Raw genomic sequence first — 14,473 nt, 5'->3', positions numbered from 1 at the left:
TCGAGGCCGGGGGTGTAGGTGTCTCCGGGGACGTACACCGTGTGGATCGGCTGACGCGAGCCGTCATCGCCGGGGTAGGCGGTGGCGAGCAGCTGATCGGTCTCGGCGAGCTGCGCGTCGATGCGGGCGATGTCGGCGGTGCTCAGCGCCGCCGTCATGCGACGCGGTCCAGCTCGATCGAGTCCAGCAGCTCGTAGGCGGGCAGCGTCAGGAAGTCGGTGTACTCGTCGTTCAGGCAGATGTCCGACACGAGCTGCGCAGCCGGCACGTAGTACCGCTCGAAGGTGTCCGCGTGGACTTCGCCGCGCAGACGCTCGACCTCTTCGGACAGCACGCGCGAGACCAGCTCGGGGGTGACGACCTCGCCGGTGTCCTCGAGCTTCACGCCGTTGCGCAGCTGCTGCCACACCTGCGACCGCGAGATCTCGGCGGTGGCGGCATCCTCCATGAGGTTGTGGATGCCGACCGCACCGTTGCCCGAGAGCCAGACGGCGGTGTACGCGACCGACACGTAGAGGTTGGTGCGCAGACCCTGCTCGGTGACGTGTCCGGGAGCGGATGCCACGTCGATGAGCTGCTCGGCGGTGACCGAGACCTCGGGACGCTGCTTGTCGAGCTGGTTCGGCTTGTCGCCGAGCACGCCGTCGAACACCTCGCGGCACACGTGCACGAGACCCGGGTGGGCGACCCACGAGCCGTCGAAGCCGTCGCCGGCCTCGCGCGTCTTGTCGGCGCGCACCTTGGTGAAGGCGGCCTCGGCTGCCTCCGGGTCCTTCTTCGACGGGATGAACGCAGCCATGCCGCCGACGGCGAAGGCGCCGCGCTTGTGGCAGGTCTTGACCAGCAGCTCGGTGTAGGCGCGCATGAACGGCGCGGTCATCGAGACGTCGGCGCGGTCCGGGACGGTGAACTCCTCGCCCTGGTCGCGGAACACCTTGATGAAGCTGAAGAGGTAGTCCCAGCGGCCGGCGTTCAGGCCCGAGGCGTGGTCGCGCAGCTCGTAGAGGATCTCCTCCATCTCGTACGCGGCCGTGATGGTCTCGATCAGCACGGTGGCGCGGATGGTGCCGTAGGGGATGCCGAGGGCCTCCTGCGCGTACGTGAAGACGTCGTTCCAGAGGCGCGCCTCGAGGTGGCTCTCCATCTTCGGCAGGTAGTAGTACGGCCCGGCGCCGTTCGCGAGCAGGATGTTCGCTGTGTGGAAGAAGTGCAGGCCGAAGTCGACGAGGGCACCCACGGCGATCTCGCCGTCGACGAGCACGTGGTTCTCGGGCAGGTGCCAGCCGCGAGGGCGGGCCACGACCGTCGGGCGGGCGATGTCGTCGCGCAGGGCGTACTGCTTGCCGGCGGGCGAGACGTACGAGAGGGTGCCGAGGGCCGCGTCGCGGAGGATGCGGATGCTGGCGACCTGGTTCTCCCACGTGGGGCTGGTGGCGTCCTCGAGGTCGGCCAGCCACACCTTGGCTCCCGAGTTGAGGGCGTTGATCGCCATCTTCGGGTCGGCGGCGGGGCCGGTGATCTCGACGCGGCGGTCCTGCAGGGCGGCGGGGGCCTCGGCGACCTGCCATTCGCCCTCGCGCACCGCGCGGGTGTCCTCGAGGAAGTCGAGCCGGCCGGTGCGCGCGACCTCGGCGCGCTTCACCTTGCGGGCGTCGAGCAGGTCGTTGCGACGCCCGGCGAAACGCCGGTGAAGCTGCTCGACGAACGCGAGGGCTTCGGGGGTGAGGATCTCATCGGCGCCTTCGACCCGGGCGGGTCGGGTGATCTCGATGGTCATCAGACAAGTGCTCCTTCTGCTTCCTTGGCCTGTGCGGCGAGGGCGGTCGCGGCGACGGTGGCGGCGACGGTGCTGGCGACGTTCTCGTCGAACGCGCTGGGGATGATGAACTGCGCGTTGAGCTCCTCGTCGCTGACGCAGGAGGCGATCGCGCGCGCGGCGCCGACGAGCATCTCGGTGGTGATGTCGGTCGCCTGGGCGTCCAGGAGCCCGCGGAACAGTCCGGGGAAGGCGAGGACGTTGTTGATCTGGTTGGGGAAGTCGCTGCGACCGGTGGCGACGACGGCGGCGTACTTGGCGGCCAGCTTCGGGTCGACCTCGGGGTCGGGGTTGGCCATCGCGAAGACGATGGCGTTCTCGGCCATGCTGGCCAGCTCCGCCTCGCCGAGCAGGTTGGGGGCGGAGACGCCGATGAAGACGTCGGCGCCGACGAGCGCGTCCGCGAGCGAGCCGGTGCGCGCATCGCGGTTCGTGTTCTCGGCGATCCAGGTGCGGTGCTGGTCGGCGTAGGTCTCGCCGCTGTGCACGATGCCGGAACGGCCGGCTGCGACGATGTGCTGCGCGCCCTCGGCCTGGAGCAGCTGGATGATCGCGTTGCCCGCGGCGCCCACGCCGGAGATGACGATCTTGACGTCCTCGATCTTCTTGTCGACGATCCGCAGGGCGTTCACGAGTGCAGCCAGGGTCACGATCGCGGTGCCGTGCTGGTCGTCGTGGAAGACGGGGATGTCGAGCTCCTCGCGCAGGCGGCGCTCGATCTCGAAGCAGCGGGGAGCGGCGATGTCCTCGAGGTTGATGCCGCCGTAGACCGGGGCGAGCGCCTTGACGATCGAGATGATCTCCTCGGTGTCCTGGGTGTCCAGAGCCACGGGCCAGGCGTCCACGCCGGCGAACTGCTTGAACAGCACCGCCTTGCCCTCCATGACGGGCAGGGATGCCGCGGCACCGATGTTGCCGAGGCCGAGCACCGCGGACCCGTCGGTGACGACGGCGACGGTGTTGCCCTTGACGGTGTAGCGCTTGGCGTTCTCGGGGTTCGCGGCGATGTCGAGGCAGACGCGGGCGACGCCCGGGGTGTACGCGCGGGACAGGTCGTCGCGGTCCAGCAGCGGAGCCGACGGCTCGACGCTGAGCTTGCCGCCCTCGTGCAGGTCGAAGGTGCGGTCGACGGCCGAGAGCACGGTGACGTCCTCGATCGCAGCGACGGCGTTCGCGACCTGCTCGGCGTGGTCGACGCTCGACGTGTAGACGGTCAGGTCGATGATCAGGCGCTCGTGGCCGGAGTCGTCGACGGTGAGGCCGTGGACCAGCGCACCTGCGTCGGTGATCGTCGTGACGATCTCGCTGGTGGCCGTTCCGCGGACCGAAGCCTCGGCTCGCAGCTGGATCGAATATCCGGGACTCGTGTTCGCCATTGGTCGTCCTCTCGGGTGCGTCTGCGCCCCTTGATCAAGTTCGGTGATCGTGTGGTCTCGCGCGGTCCTACCCCGTCGCGAATTTCACATTATGGAGTTTAGAGTCTGCAATACGGAAAATCAACACCCGCGTCACCGACCGGAATCGGGCGCTCTCCGTAGGGTATGGTGACAAGGCCGCCCACTTCCACCATCCGGAAGTATCTGTCCGATGAATACCCGAGAAAGGTGGGGCTCCATGCCCGCACCCAGCGCCGAGAGCGTCAAGTCGGTCGCGCGCGTCTTCGAGCTGCTGGAGCTCATCGCCGAAGCGGGCGGCAGCCTCGGGCTCTCCGAACTCGCGGCCGCGGCCGAGCTGCCGCTGCCGACGATCCACCGCCTGCTGCGGACGCTCGTGGGACTCGGCTACGCGCGCCAGCTCGCCAACCGCCGCTACGCCCTCGGCCCGCGGCTGGTGCGCCTCGGCGAGATCGCCAACCGGCAGTTCGGGCACGTGGCCGCCCCGCAGCTGAAGGAGCTGGTCGAGCGCCTCGGCGAGACCGCCAACCTCGCGACCATCGACGGCGACCGCGTGGTCTACGTGTCGCAGTCGCCCTCCCCGCACGCGATGCGCATGTTCACCGAGGTCGGCCGCCGCGCCTACATGCACGCCACGGGCGTCGGCAAGGCGATCCTCGCGCAGTTCGACGACGACCACGTGCGCGACATCATGACGCGGGCGGGGATGCCGCACGTCACCGAGCACACCCTCACCACCATCGACGCGCTGCTGGATGACCTCGCCGTCACGCGCGAGCGCGGGTACGCGATCGACGACGGCGAGCAGGAGCTCGGCGTGCGCTGCTACGCGATGGCCGTGCCCGACATGCCCATCGCCACGGCGGTCTCGGTGTCGGGGCCGTTCACGCGCGTCGACGACGAGTTCGGCGGACGCGCCATCCCCGTGCTCCAGGAGATCGTGGCGGAGATCAGCGCCCTCGCGCACCTGGACTGAGTCGCCGGACGCCGCTCCGGATGCTGCTCCGGGCCCCGCCCGGATTCCCCCCGAGCTCTTGACCTCCCCTCCGGCACGCCCTAAGCTTGCACGGAACCACCCGCGAAAACTTCCGAAGACCGGAAGTTCGAATCCGCAACACGGAAGTTGAAAGGAGCACGCGATGCCGCACACCAGCGCCGCAGTCCTCCGTCCTTCCAACGGCACCCCCGCCTTCTCGGGGTGCACCTGGTTCGCGCACGGCGCCTGATCCGCAGCCTGCCGATACCGCCTGCCCCGGGCAGCGTCGTCGGCGTAGACTCTGCGCACGCGAGCGCCCGCCGTTCGCCCTTGTGATCGCAGTGCTGCGCCTCACCCCGGTATCGGACCCGATGTGCCGCCCATGCGGCCACCCCCGCCGGACACGAGGAGAATCACAATGACCGATGTCGCATTGACCGTCAACGGGGAACGTCGTTCCCTCGACGGCGTCGCCACGTTCACCACCGCGCTCGACTGGCTGCGCGATCACGGCCTGTCCGGCAGCAAGGAGGGCTGCGCCGAAGGCGAGTGCGGCGCGTGCGCGCTGCTGCTGGCGACGCCCGGCGACGACGGCACCACGACCTGGACGCCGGTCAACGCCTGCCTCGTGCCGGTCTACGCGCTCGACGGTCAGGAGATCGTCACCGCCGAAGGCCTCGGCACCCCCGAGGACCTCCACCCGGTGCAGGCGAAGATGGCCGAGGCCGGCGGCTCCCAGTGCGGCTACTGCACCCCCGGCTTCGTCTGCTCGATGGCCGGCGAGTACTACCGCGAAGACCGCGCGCCCCTGGTGAGCGCGGCACAGTTCGCCGGCGACGGCACCGACGAGGCGGGATGCCCCGTCCACGACACTTCCGACGGGTCCCACGGCGATGCCGCCGAGCACGGCCCCAACGGCTTCGACCTCCACGCCCTGAGCGGCAACCTGTGCCGCTGCACCGGATATCGTCCGATCCGGGATGCGGCGTACACCCTGGGCATGCCGGATGCCGACGACCCCTTCAAGCAGCGCATGGCGCAGCCCGCTCCTGCCGCGGCTGCGACCGATGCCGAGGTCGACGGTTCGCGCTTCGTGCGCCCGGCAACCCTCGCCGAGACGGTGCGGATCCTCCACGACGACAGTTCGGCGCTCGTCGTGGCCGGTTCCACCGACTGGGGCGTGGAGGTCAACATCCGTGGGAGCCGTGCTCCCTTCGTCGTCGCGATCGACCAGCTCGAGGAGCTGCGTCTGCTGACCGTCAGCGACGACGTGATCGAGATCGGCGCCGCTCTGCCGCTGTCCGAGGTGGAGCGGCGCCTACAGGGTCGGGTGCCGCTGCTGGCGAAGCTGTTCCCGCAGTTCGCCTCGCGGCTCATCCGCAACCGGGGCACGTTCGGGGGCAACCTCGGCACCGGGTCGCCGATCGGCGACACCCCGCCCGCCCTGCTCGCGCTCGGCGCGAGCGTCGTGCTGGCGAGCGTCGACGGCGAGCGCGAGGTGGAGCTGAGCGACTACTTCACCGGCTATCGCCAGTCGGTGCGCCGTGCGGACGAGCTCATCAAATCGGTGCGGATCCCGCTGCCGCTGGCATCCGTCACCGCGTTCCAGAAGATCGCCAAACGCCGCTTCGACGACATCTCGTCGGTCGCGGTCGGCATCGCCCTGGACATCGAAGACGGTGTCGTCACGGCCGCGAAGATCGGCCTCGGCGGCGTGGCCGCCACCCCGCTGCGGGCGATCGCCACCGAGGACGCCCTCATCGGCAAGCCGTGGAACATCGCCACCGTCAAGGCCGCCGCCGCGATCATGCGCACCGAGGGCACCCCGATGTCCGACCACCGCGCGAGCTCCGAATACCGCTCGCTCATGCTCAACACCGCCCTGCTGAAGCTCTACAGCAGCACCGTCATCGAGTCGAAGGAGGTGTCGGCATGAGCGCTCTCGCCGACCGCCCCAAGAACCCCGTCGTCGGACGGCCCGCTCCGCACGAGAGCGCGGCGCTGCACGTGACCGGTGCGGCCATGTACACCGACGACCTCGCCGCGCACAGCGCGGGCGTGCTCACCGCGTGGCCCGTGCAGTCCACGAACGCCCACGCGAAGGTGACCGTCGACGTCTCCCCCGCCTATGAGGTGCCGGGCGTCGTGCGCGTGCTCACTGCCGACGACGTGCCCGGGGTCAACGACGCCGGCATCAAGCACGACGAGCCGCTGTTCCCGTCGGAGTCCCGGTTCTACGGGCACGCCCTCGTCTGGGTGCTCGGCGAGACCCAGGAGGCCGCGCGCCTGGGCGCCGCCGCCGTCACCGTGGAGTACGAGCCGCTGCCGGCGATCATCACGGTCGAGGAGGCCATCGCCGCCGAGTCGTACCAGTCGGTCGCCCGCACGGTCGCGCGCGGGGATGCGGCATCCGCCCTGGCCGACGCCGCGCACGTGTTCGAGGGCGTCACCCAGTTCGGCGGCCAGGAGCACTTCTACCTCGAGACGCACGCCTCGTTCGCGGTGCGCGACTCCGAGGGTCAGTACTTCGTGCAGTGCTCCACGCAGCATCCGTCCGAGACGCAGGAGATCATCTCGCATGTGCTCGGCATCACCTCGAGCGAGGTCACCGTGCAGTCGCTGCGCATGGGCGGCGGGTTCGGCGGCAAGGAGATGCAGCCGCACGGCTTCGCGGCCATCGCGTGCATCGGCGCCAAGCTCACCGGACGCCCGGTGCGCCTGCGCCTCACCCGCACGCAGGACCTCACGATGACCGGCAAGCGGCATCCCTTCCACATCGCGTGGAAGGCGGGGTTCTCGGAGGACGGCCGCATCCAGGCGCTGGATGCCACCCTCACGTGCGACGGCGGCTGGAGCCTCGACCTGTCCGAGCCGGTGCTCGCGCGGGCCCTGTGCCACCTCGACAACTCGTACTGGATCCCGAACGTGCACGCCCTCGGGCGCATCGCGAAGACCAACAAGACCTCGAACACCGCGTACCGCGGCTTCGGCGGCCCGCAGGGCGTCTTCCTCATCGAGGACATCCTCGGCCGTGTCGCCCCGAAGCTCGGCATCGATCCGCTGGAACTGCGCGAGCTCAACTTCTACCGGCCCGGGCAGACCACGCCGTACGGCCAGGTCGTGAAGGATGCCGAGCGGCTGGAGATCATCTGGAACCAGCTGCGGGATGCCGGTGAGCTGGATTCCCGCCGCGCCGAGATCGCGGAGTTCAACCGGACGCACGACGACGTCAAGCGCGCCCTGTCGATGACGCCGATCAAGTTCGGCATCTCGTTCAACTTCCCCGCGTTCAACCAGGCCGGCGCGCTCGTGCTGATCTACAAGGATGGATCGGTGCTGATCAACCACGGCGGCACCGAGATGGGCCAGGGCCTGCACACGAAGATGATGCAGATCGCGGCCACCGCCCTGGGACTGGAACTGCACCAGGTGCGCCTCGCGCCGACCCGCACAGACAAGGTGCCGAACACGTCGGCGACGGCGGCATCCTCCGGGGCCGACCTCAACGGCGGCGCGGTGAAGAACGCGTGCGACCAGCTGCGCGAGCGCCTCGCCAAGGTCGCCGGGCGCCTGCTCAACGTCGACGAGCGCGACGTGCGGTTCTCCGGCGGGTTCGTCACCGGTCTCGGCAACCGCGAGCAGCGGCTCACGTTCGCCGAGGTCGCCAACGCCGCGTACCACCAGCGCGTGCAGCTGTCCGCCGCCGGCTACTACCGCACCGAGGGTCTGCACTGGAACCCCGACCTCATGCAGGGCGAGCCGTTCAAGTACTTCGCGTACGGCTGCGCCGCCAGCGAGGTCGAGGTCGACGGCTTCACCGGCGCCTACACGGTGCGCCGCGTCGACATCATCCACGACGTGGGCGACTCGCTGTCTCCGATGCTCGACATCGGGCAGATCGAGGGCGCGTTCGTGCAGGGCCTCGGCTGGCTCACCCTCGAGGAGCTGCGCTGGGACGAGTCGGACGGACCGCACCGCGGCCGGCTGCAGACCCAGTCGGCGTCGACGTACAAGCTGCCGAGCTTCTCGGAGATGCCCGAGCAGTTCAACGTCCGGCTGTTCGAGAACGCGCGCGAGGATGGCGCGGTGTACGGCTCGAAGGCCGTCGGCGAGCCGCCGTTCATGCTCGCCTTCTCGGCCCGCGAGGCGCTGCGCGACGCCGTCGCCGCGTTCGGCCCGGCCGGCCATTCGGTGAACCTCGGCTCCCCGGCGACTCCGGAGGCCGTGTTCTGGGCGGTGCAGGAGGCGCGGGATGCCGCCGGTGCCCCGATCACGACGGCGCCGGCGGTCGACGCCGAGCTGGCCGCCGTCTGACGCGGCGCAGCACAAGAGCGAAGGTCGCGCACCATGGACTGGCTCGACGCCCTGCGGACGCTGCGCTCGCAGCGCATCCCCGCGGTGATCGTCACCCTGGTCATGGTGCGCGGCCACGCGCCGCGCAACGGCGGCGCCAAGATGGTGGTCTCGCCGGACGGGATCTGGGGGACCGTCGGCGGTGGCAATCTCGAGGCCACCGCCGTCTCGCGCGCCCGGGCGATGCTCGCCGCGGGCGCGGCGGAACCGGAGCTCCTTCCGCTCCGGCTGAACGACAAGGCCGTCACCGACTACGGTGTGCAGTGCTGCGGAGGCGAGGTCACGATGCTGCTGGAACCCGTCCGGGTCGTGCCGTCGGTCGCCGTCTTCGGCATCGGTCACGTCGGCATCGAGCTCGCCCGCATCCTGTCGCGGCACGAACTCGACCTCTACCTGGTGGACACCCGCGCCGAGATGCTCGCCGAGGACCGCCTGCGGCACGCCGGCCTCTCCGACGCCGTCGCCCGCGTGCACGTGCGCCACGCCCCCGTCCCCGAATCCGTGCTCTCGGAGCTGCCCGCCGGGGCTCACGTGCTGGTGATGACGCACGACCATGTCGAGGACCTCGCGATCGTCGACCAGGCGCTGCGCACCGACGGCATCGGCTCGATCGGGCTCATCGGCTCCTCGGCCAAGTGGACGCGGTTCCGCAAGAGACTCGTCGAGGCCGGCCATTCCGAGGCGGACCTCGAGCGCGTGACCACGCCGATCGGCATCGCCGAGGTCACCGGAAAGCAGCCCGCGGTCATCGCCGTCAGCGTCGCCGCCCGCATCCTCGTTCAGATCGAGCAGGCCGCTCCGGCATCCTGACCCGCCTTCCGCATCTGCGGCGGAGCGGCATCCGCCGCACAGCCATTCCAAGGCGTGAATTGCGCGCCTTCGGAACGGCGCATTCGCGTGTCGGGTCGCCGGAGAGAATCGACCGGCGAATGGGATGCCGAATTGCGGCAGGTTATTCCCTGCCGGGAATGCGCAATTGGTCTTCCCAATTGCACAATTGCGCGCGAATGGCGCTGAGTGGAGTCCGAGGTCTTCGTCCGCCGTCGCCGTGCGTCGCGTCGACGCCCGCGCATCCACCGCCTCCACGCACCCGCCGTATCGTGCCGCTCGCCATCGCCCGCCGTCGCGGGCGGCTGTCCGGCCAGACGTGGAACGAGGTGGACACCCTCTCTCCGGGCGCCTGGCAATAGTCGAAGCTATCTTCGTCTGATGCCAGAGCTCACCACCCGGGCACGAAGAAAGGGGCGGCCCCGGCTGCTGCCGGAACCGCCCCTCTCGGACGTCGTGTCTAGGCCATCCAGCCCTCGATCACGCCGACGCCGAAGAACACCACGAACGCCGCCGAGACCACGTACATGAGCAGGTGGATCTCCTTCGCCCGCCGCTGGATGAGGCGGATGATCACGAAGGCGATGAACCCCGCACCCAGGCCGTTGGCGATCGAGTACGTCATCGGCATCAGGATGATCGTGAGGAACGCCGGGATCGCGATGCCGAAGTCGCCCCAGTCGATGTCCTTCACGTGCGTGACCATCATGAACCCGACGATCACCAGCGCCGGCCCGACGGCCTCGAAGGGCACGATGCCGGCGAGCGGGGCGAACAACGAGATGAGCAGGAACAGCACGCCGGTGACGACGCTGGCGAAGCCGGTGCGGGCGCCCTCGCCGATGCCCGCCGCGGACTCCACGAAGATCTCGCCGCTGGAGATCGAGGCGAGGCCGCCGACGCCCGACGCCGCGGCGTCGACCAGCAGCACGGGGTTGGCGTTGCGGAAGTTGTTGTCCTTGTCGAGCAGGCCCGCCTGGCTGGCGAGGCCCGTCATCGTGCCCATGGCGTCGAAGAAGACCGTCAGCAGGATCGTGAAGGTCAGAAGCGACGCCGAGATGAAGCCGATGCTCGTGAAGGCGCCGACGATGTTCACCTGCGCGAACAGCGACAGATCGGGCACCGAGATGATCTTGGACGGCACCACCGGGATGCTCAGCGCCCAGCCGGTGGGGCTGGTCTCGCTGCTCGGGGTGTGGGTGACCGCCTGGACGATCATGGCCAGGATCGTCGTGCCGATGATGCCGATGAGGATGGCTCCGGGCACCTTCTTGACGGTGAGGATGATCATCGCGATCAGGCCGATCACGAAGACGAACGTGGGCCAGCCGAGCAGGTTGCCGCCGATGCCGAGGCTCACCGGAACCGTCGTGTGCGCGGCATCCGGCACGCGGCGGATGAAGCCGGCGTCGACGAAGCCGATGGTGGCGATGAACAGGCCGATGCCGGCGACGATCGCGAGCTTCAGGCCGCTCGGCACCGCCCGGAAGACCGCCTCCCGGAAGCCGACGAGCACGAGGATGAACATGATGATGCCGGACAGCAGCACCAGGCCCATCACATCGGGCCAGGTCAGGTTCTTCGTGGTGGCGATGGTCGCCGACACGAAGCCGGACACGCCGAGACCCGCCGACAGCGCGAACGGATACCGGGCGATGAGACCCATGAGGATCGTCATCACGCCCGAGACGACGGCGGTCATCGCCGCGACGCGTGCGATGCCGAGCGCGTGCCCGGAGCCGTCGGACGAGCTCAGGATGAGCGGGTTGAGCACGACGATGTAGACCATCGCGAAGAAGGTGGCGAAGCCGCCGCGGATCTCGCGGGCCACGGTCGAGCCGCGCTTGGTGATCTCGAAGAACCTGTCGAAGCCGTTCTTCGGCTCGAGTTCGATCGCCGTGCCCGGCGTCGCCCCGTCTTCGACGGAGGTGGGGGAAGTCATGATGGATACCTGTTTCGGATGAGGCGGGTCAGTAGTCGATGCGCGAGGTGTTCGCGTTCCACTCGGTGAACGGGGCGACCCGCTCGGCCGGCTCGAGCTCGACCGAGCCGACCGGCATGATCGCCCGGTCCGCGTCGGTGCCCTCGAAGTACCGGTAGAAGACGGCGTCGTCGAAGCCGGCATCCGCCGCGTCATCGCGGTCGGCGGCGAAGTAGACGCGGTCGATGCGTGCCCACAGCGACGTCGCGAGGCACATGGGGCAGGGCTCGCAGCTCGTGTAGAGCGTCGCGCCGGTGAGGTCGAACGTGCCGAGGCCCTGGCAGGCGTTGCGGATCGCGGTCACCTCGGCGTGCGCCGAGGGGTCGAGGTTCGCGGTGACACGGTTGACACCTTCGAACACCTGTCCGTCAGCCGAGACGACGATGGCGCCGAAGGGACCGCCCGCGTTGCGCACGTTCTCGGTGGCGAGAGCCACCGCACGTGAGAGGTATGCGGCCGGTGTCGGTCGATCGGAGCCCGACTGGGCGGCGTCGATCGTGGAGTTTCCGATGGTCTGCATGGGAACTGAGCTTCCTTGCTTCTTGTCGCAGTCGGCGCCGAATTCGCGGCTCTTATCGGAGAGAGCTTTGCCGGTAGATCCGCTGCTGCGTATAAGATCCCGAAACGACTCCTGTTCGAGCCGCCTCAGCACCGTCAAAAATAGCACCGTCCTGCGTGCACGTCCATGCTTTTCGGAACTTCATTTCCGGAATGCGGTAATGATTCTTGCGTTTCCGCAGATGCGGAGTTACCGTGTGTTTTGTGACGCAGTTTCGGATCAAGGAAGCAGCCCGCCTGCTGGGTGTGAGCGACGACACCGTGCGCCGCTGGGTGAACGACGGATTGCTGAGCGTCGCGCGCGACGCGTCCGGCCGCCAGGTGGTCGCCGGCGACGAGCTGGCCGCGCGCGCGCAGGCCCTCGCCCAGGCCTCGCACGAGGATGCCGGCGAAGGCGAGCTGCGCCTCTCCGCCCGCAACCGGTTCGAGGGCCTCGTCACCCGTATCGAGATCTCGGGCCTCATCGCCCAGGTCGAACTGCAGTGCGGCCCGTTCCGCGTCGTCTCGCTGATGACGTCGGAGGCCGCCCGCGACCTCGGCCTCGAGGTCGGCTCGCGCGGCGTCGCCATCGTCAAGTCGACCACCGTCATCGTCGAAGCCGTCGCCTGAGCCGACCGCACCCTTCCCCCGCATCCTGCATCCTGCATCCTGCATCCCCTGAGGAGAACCCCGTGAAGACCCCCCGCCTGCTCGGCGTCGCGGCCGTCGCCGTCACCATCAGCCTGTCCGTCGCGGGATGCTCCGGCGCCCCGGCCGCCGGCGGCACCACGAGCCCGTCGGCCGCCGCGAGCACCCTGTCCGGCGATCTCACCATCTCGGCGGCGGCCTCGCTGTCCGGGGCGTTCGACGAGCTCGCCGCCGAGTTCCACGCGAAATACCCCGGAGTGACCGTCAAGCCGATCAACTACGACGGATCGTCCGTGCTCGCCACGCAGATCATCCAGGGAGCGCCGGTCGACGTGTTCGCCTCGGCGGACGTGAAGAACATGACGAAGGTCACCGCCGCCAAGCTCACCGTGAAGCCCGTCGACTTCGCGACCAACACCATGGAGATCGCCACCCGTCCGGGCAACCCGCTCGGCATCACCGGGCTCGGCGACCTCGCGAAGACGAAGGCCGGCAAGGCGCCCACCGTGGTGCTGTGCGCTCCGGCGGTGCCGTGCGGCAACGCGTCGAAGACGCTGCTCGCCGACGCGAAGGTCGCCGTGACGCCCGCCAGCGAGGAGCAGAACGTCACCGCGGTGCTGACCAAGGTCGAATCGGGCGACGCGGATGCCGGCCTCGTCTACGTCACCGACGTGAAGGCCGCCGGCGCCAAGGTCGCCGGCGTGCCGATCGCGAATGCGGATGCCGCGGTCAACACGTACCCCCTCTCGGTGCTGACCGGCGCGCAGAACCCGGCCGCCGCCGCGGCGTTCGTGACGTTCGTCACCTCCCCCGAGGGGCAGAAGGTGCTGGCATCCTTCGGCTTCGGCCGACCATGACCGCGCGAGGGGGCGCCGGGCCGCGGGGGGCGGCGACGCGGCTCCCGCCGTGGCTGGGCATCCCGGCCGCGGTCGGGGCCGCGTTCCTCGTCGTGCCGTTCCTCGCGCTGCTCACCCACCTCGACTGGACGGCCGTGCCGGGCGCGATGACGTCGCCGGCCGCGCTCCAGGCCCTGTGGCTGTCGCTCGGCACGGCGGCCGTCGCCACCGTCGTCTGCCTCGTGCTGGGCGTGCCCCTGGCGATGTTCATCGCCCGCTCGACCGGGTGGACGGCGACGGTCATGCGCACCCTCACCACGCTCCCGCTCGTGCTGCCCCCGCTCGTCGGCGGCATCGCGCTGCTGTCGCTGCTCGGCCGCGAGGGCGTCCTGGGCCCGTGGCTGCTGCAGCTCGGCATCCACATCCCGTTCACGACGGTCGCCGTCGTCATCGCGCAGTCGTTCGTCGCGATGCCGTTCCTGGTGATCTCGATCGAGGGCTCCCTGCGCACGGCCGGCACGGCGCACGAGCTGGTCGCGGCATCCCTCGGCGCACGGCCCTTCACCGTCTTCCGCCGCGTCACCCTGCCGCTCGCCGGGCCGGGACTGCTGGCCGGCACCGTGCTCTGCTTCGCGCGGGCGCTCGGCGAATTCGGCGCCACGGCCCTCTTCGCCGGCAACTCGGCGGGGGTCACGCGCACCATGCCCCTCGCGATCTACACCGCGTTCAACGGCGCCGGCGTCGACGAGAACACGGCGATCGCGCTGTCGCTGCTGCTCATCCTCGTGGCGATCGCCGTGCTGCTGGTCATGCGCGGGTGGCGGGCGGACGTCATCCGATGAGCGGGATGCTGGCCGCCGAGGTGCGGGTGACGATGGGCGCGTTCGTGCTGGATGCCGCGCTCACCGCGGCTCCCGGCGAGATCGTCGCCGTGCTCGGCCCGAACGGCGCGGGCAAGTCCACCCTACTCGCCGCCGTCGCCGGGCACCGCCCGATCGAGGGGGGCCCGGTGCGTGTCGGCGCACGCGTGCTCGACGGGCCCCGGGTCCGCGTGCCGCCCGCGGGCCGGCGGATCGGACTGCTCGGCCAGCGGGCGCTGCTCTT

General features: G+C 69.8%; 13 protein-coding genes. 8 read left to right on the top strand and 5 right to left on the bottom strand.

What is annotated here, in order from left to right; all coding sequences use genetic code 11:
• The 3 genes from VJR25_RS03085 to VJR25_RS03075 all read right to left on the bottom strand — a co-directional run.
• Positions 1 to 158, bottom strand: a 158-nt coding sequence (locus tag VJR25_RS03085; protein WP_414683713.1) for a DUF6986 family protein, incomplete at its 3' end; no start/stop codon positions are given.
• On the bottom strand, positions 155 to 1,777 hold the full coding sequence (gene aceB, locus VJR25_RS03080; protein ID WP_324112411.1) for a malate synthase A: 1,623 nt from the start codon (positions 1,775 to 1,777) through the stop codon (positions 155 to 157). The genes aceB and VJR25_RS03085, both read right to left, overlap by 4 nt.
• Entirely contained in the window at positions 1,777 to 3,192 is a 1,416-nt protein-coding gene (locus VJR25_RS03075; RefSeq protein WP_324112409.1) for an NAD-dependent malic enzyme, read from the bottom strand. The genes aceB and VJR25_RS03075 overlap by 1 nt, the downstream gene beginning before the upstream one ends.
• A 238-nt stretch (positions 3,193 to 3,430) precedes the next feature.
• On the opposite strand from VJR25_RS03075, the gene VJR25_RS03070 reads away from it, so the two are divergent.
• From VJR25_RS03070 to xdhC, 4 genes are all read left to right on the top strand, one after another.
• Positions 3,431 to 4,186, top strand: coding sequence for an IclR family transcriptional regulator (locus VJR25_RS03070; protein WP_324112407.1), 756 nt, complete (start codon positions 3,431 to 3,433; stop codon positions 4,184 to 4,186).
• Between the two features lie 418 nt (positions 4,187 to 4,604).
• On the top strand, positions 4,605 to 6,122 hold the full coding sequence (locus VJR25_RS03065) for a xanthine dehydrogenase small subunit (protein WP_324112405.1): 1,518 nt from the start codon (positions 4,605 to 4,607) through the stop codon (positions 6,120 to 6,122).
• The gene (xdhB, locus tag VJR25_RS03060; RefSeq protein ID WP_324112403.1) at positions 6,119 to 8,500 is read left to right on the top strand and encodes a xanthine dehydrogenase molybdopterin binding subunit; all 2,382 of its coding nucleotides are present in this window, start codon (positions 6,119 to 6,121) and stop codon (positions 8,498 to 8,500) included. The genes VJR25_RS03065 and xdhB overlap by 4 nt, the downstream gene beginning before the upstream one ends.
• 33 nt (positions 8,501 to 8,533) lie before the next feature.
• The gene (gene xdhC / locus VJR25_RS03055; RefSeq protein ID WP_324112401.1) at positions 8,534 to 9,349 is read left to right on the top strand and encodes a xanthine dehydrogenase accessory protein XdhC; all 816 of its coding nucleotides are present in this window, start codon (positions 8,534 to 8,536) and stop codon (positions 9,347 to 9,349) included.
• A gap of 478 nt (positions 9,350 to 9,827) precedes the next feature.
• Here xdhC and VJR25_RS03050 read toward each other — a convergent pair whose 3' ends face one another.
• Together VJR25_RS03050 and VJR25_RS03045 are read right to left on the bottom strand one after the other, a co-directional pair.
• On the bottom strand, positions 9,828 to 11,309 hold the full coding sequence (locus tag VJR25_RS03050; RefSeq protein ID WP_324112399.1) for an NCS2 family permease: 1,482 nt from the start codon (positions 11,307 to 11,309) through the stop codon (positions 9,828 to 9,830).
• 28 nt (positions 11,310 to 11,337) lie between these two features.
• Positions 11,338 to 11,868 carry a nucleoside deaminase gene (locus VJR25_RS03045; RefSeq protein WP_324112397.1) on the bottom strand — a complete coding sequence of 177 codons (531 nt, stop codon included), beginning with the start codon at positions 11,866 to 11,868 and terminating at the stop codon, positions 11,338 to 11,340.
• A 242-nt stretch (positions 11,869 to 12,110) separates the two neighbouring features.
• Here VJR25_RS03045 and VJR25_RS03040 point away from each other — a divergent pair, with 242 nt between their 5' ends.
• The 4 genes from VJR25_RS03040 to VJR25_RS03025 all read left to right on the top strand — a co-directional run.
• The gene (locus VJR25_RS03040) at positions 12,111 to 12,515 is read left to right on the top strand and encodes a TOBE domain-containing protein (protein WP_324112395.1); all 405 of its coding nucleotides are present in this window, start codon (positions 12,111 to 12,113) and stop codon (positions 12,513 to 12,515) included.
• A gap of 62 nt (positions 12,516 to 12,577) precedes the next feature.
• Positions 12,578 to 13,390, top strand: coding sequence for a molybdate ABC transporter substrate-binding protein (gene modA / locus VJR25_RS03035; RefSeq protein ID WP_324112393.1), 813 nt, complete (start codon positions 12,578 to 12,580; stop codon positions 13,388 to 13,390).
• Positions 13,387 to 14,211 carry an ABC transporter permease gene (locus tag VJR25_RS03030; protein WP_324112391.1) on the top strand — a complete coding sequence of 275 codons (825 nt, stop codon included), beginning with the start codon at positions 13,387 to 13,389 and terminating at the stop codon, positions 14,209 to 14,211. Before modA ends, VJR25_RS03030 begins: the two co-directional genes overlap by 4 nt.
• Positions 14,208 to 14,473, top strand: a 266-nt coding sequence (locus VJR25_RS03025) for an ATP-binding cassette domain-containing protein (RefSeq protein WP_324112389.1), incomplete at its 3' end; no start/stop codon positions are given. The genes VJR25_RS03030 and VJR25_RS03025, both read left to right, overlap by 4 nt.

It is taken from the genome of Microbacterium sp. (assembly GCF_035277845.1).
Lineage (GTDB): Bacteria > Actinomycetota > Actinomycetes > Actinomycetales > Microbacteriaceae > Microbacterium.
The sequence above is the reverse complement of the archived record's forward strand: the minus strand, read 5'-3'. Positions and strand labels throughout refer to the sequence as shown.

Bases quoted from the DNA above. Each gene is read 5' to 3' on its own strand.
- xdhC (WP_324112401.1), top strand. From the start codon at position 8,534: ATGGACTGGCTCGACGCCCTGCGGACGCTGCGCTCGCAGCGCATCCCC.
- VJR25_RS03050 (WP_324112399.1), bottom strand. From the start codon at position 11,309: ATGACTTCCCCCACCTCCGTCGAAGACGGGGCGACGCCGGGCACGGCG.
- VJR25_RS03065 (WP_324112405.1), top strand. From the start codon at position 4,605: ATGACCGATGTCGCATTGACCGTCAACGGGGAACGTCGTTCCCTCGAC.
- VJR25_RS03045 (WP_324112397.1), bottom strand. From the start codon at position 11,868: ATGCAGACCATCGGAAACTCCACGATCGACGCCGCCCAGTCGGGCTCC.
- VJR25_RS03075 (WP_324112409.1), bottom strand. From the start codon at position 3,192: ATGGCGAACACGAGTCCCGGATATTCGATCCAGCTGCGAGCCGAGGCT.
- VJR25_RS03070 (WP_324112407.1), top strand. From the start codon at position 3,431: ATGCCCGCACCCAGCGCCGAGAGCGTCAAGTCGGTCGCGCGCGTCTTC.
- xdhB (WP_324112403.1), top strand. From the start codon at position 6,119: ATGAGCGCTCTCGCCGACCGCCCCAAGAACCCCGTCGTCGGACGGCCC.
- aceB (WP_324112411.1), bottom strand. From the start codon at position 1,777: ATGACCATCGAGATCACCCGACCCGCCCGGGTCGAAGGCGCCGATGAG.
- VJR25_RS03030 (WP_324112391.1), top strand. From the start codon at position 13,387: ATGACCGCGCGAGGGGGCGCCGGGCCGCGGGGGGCGGCGACGCGGCTC.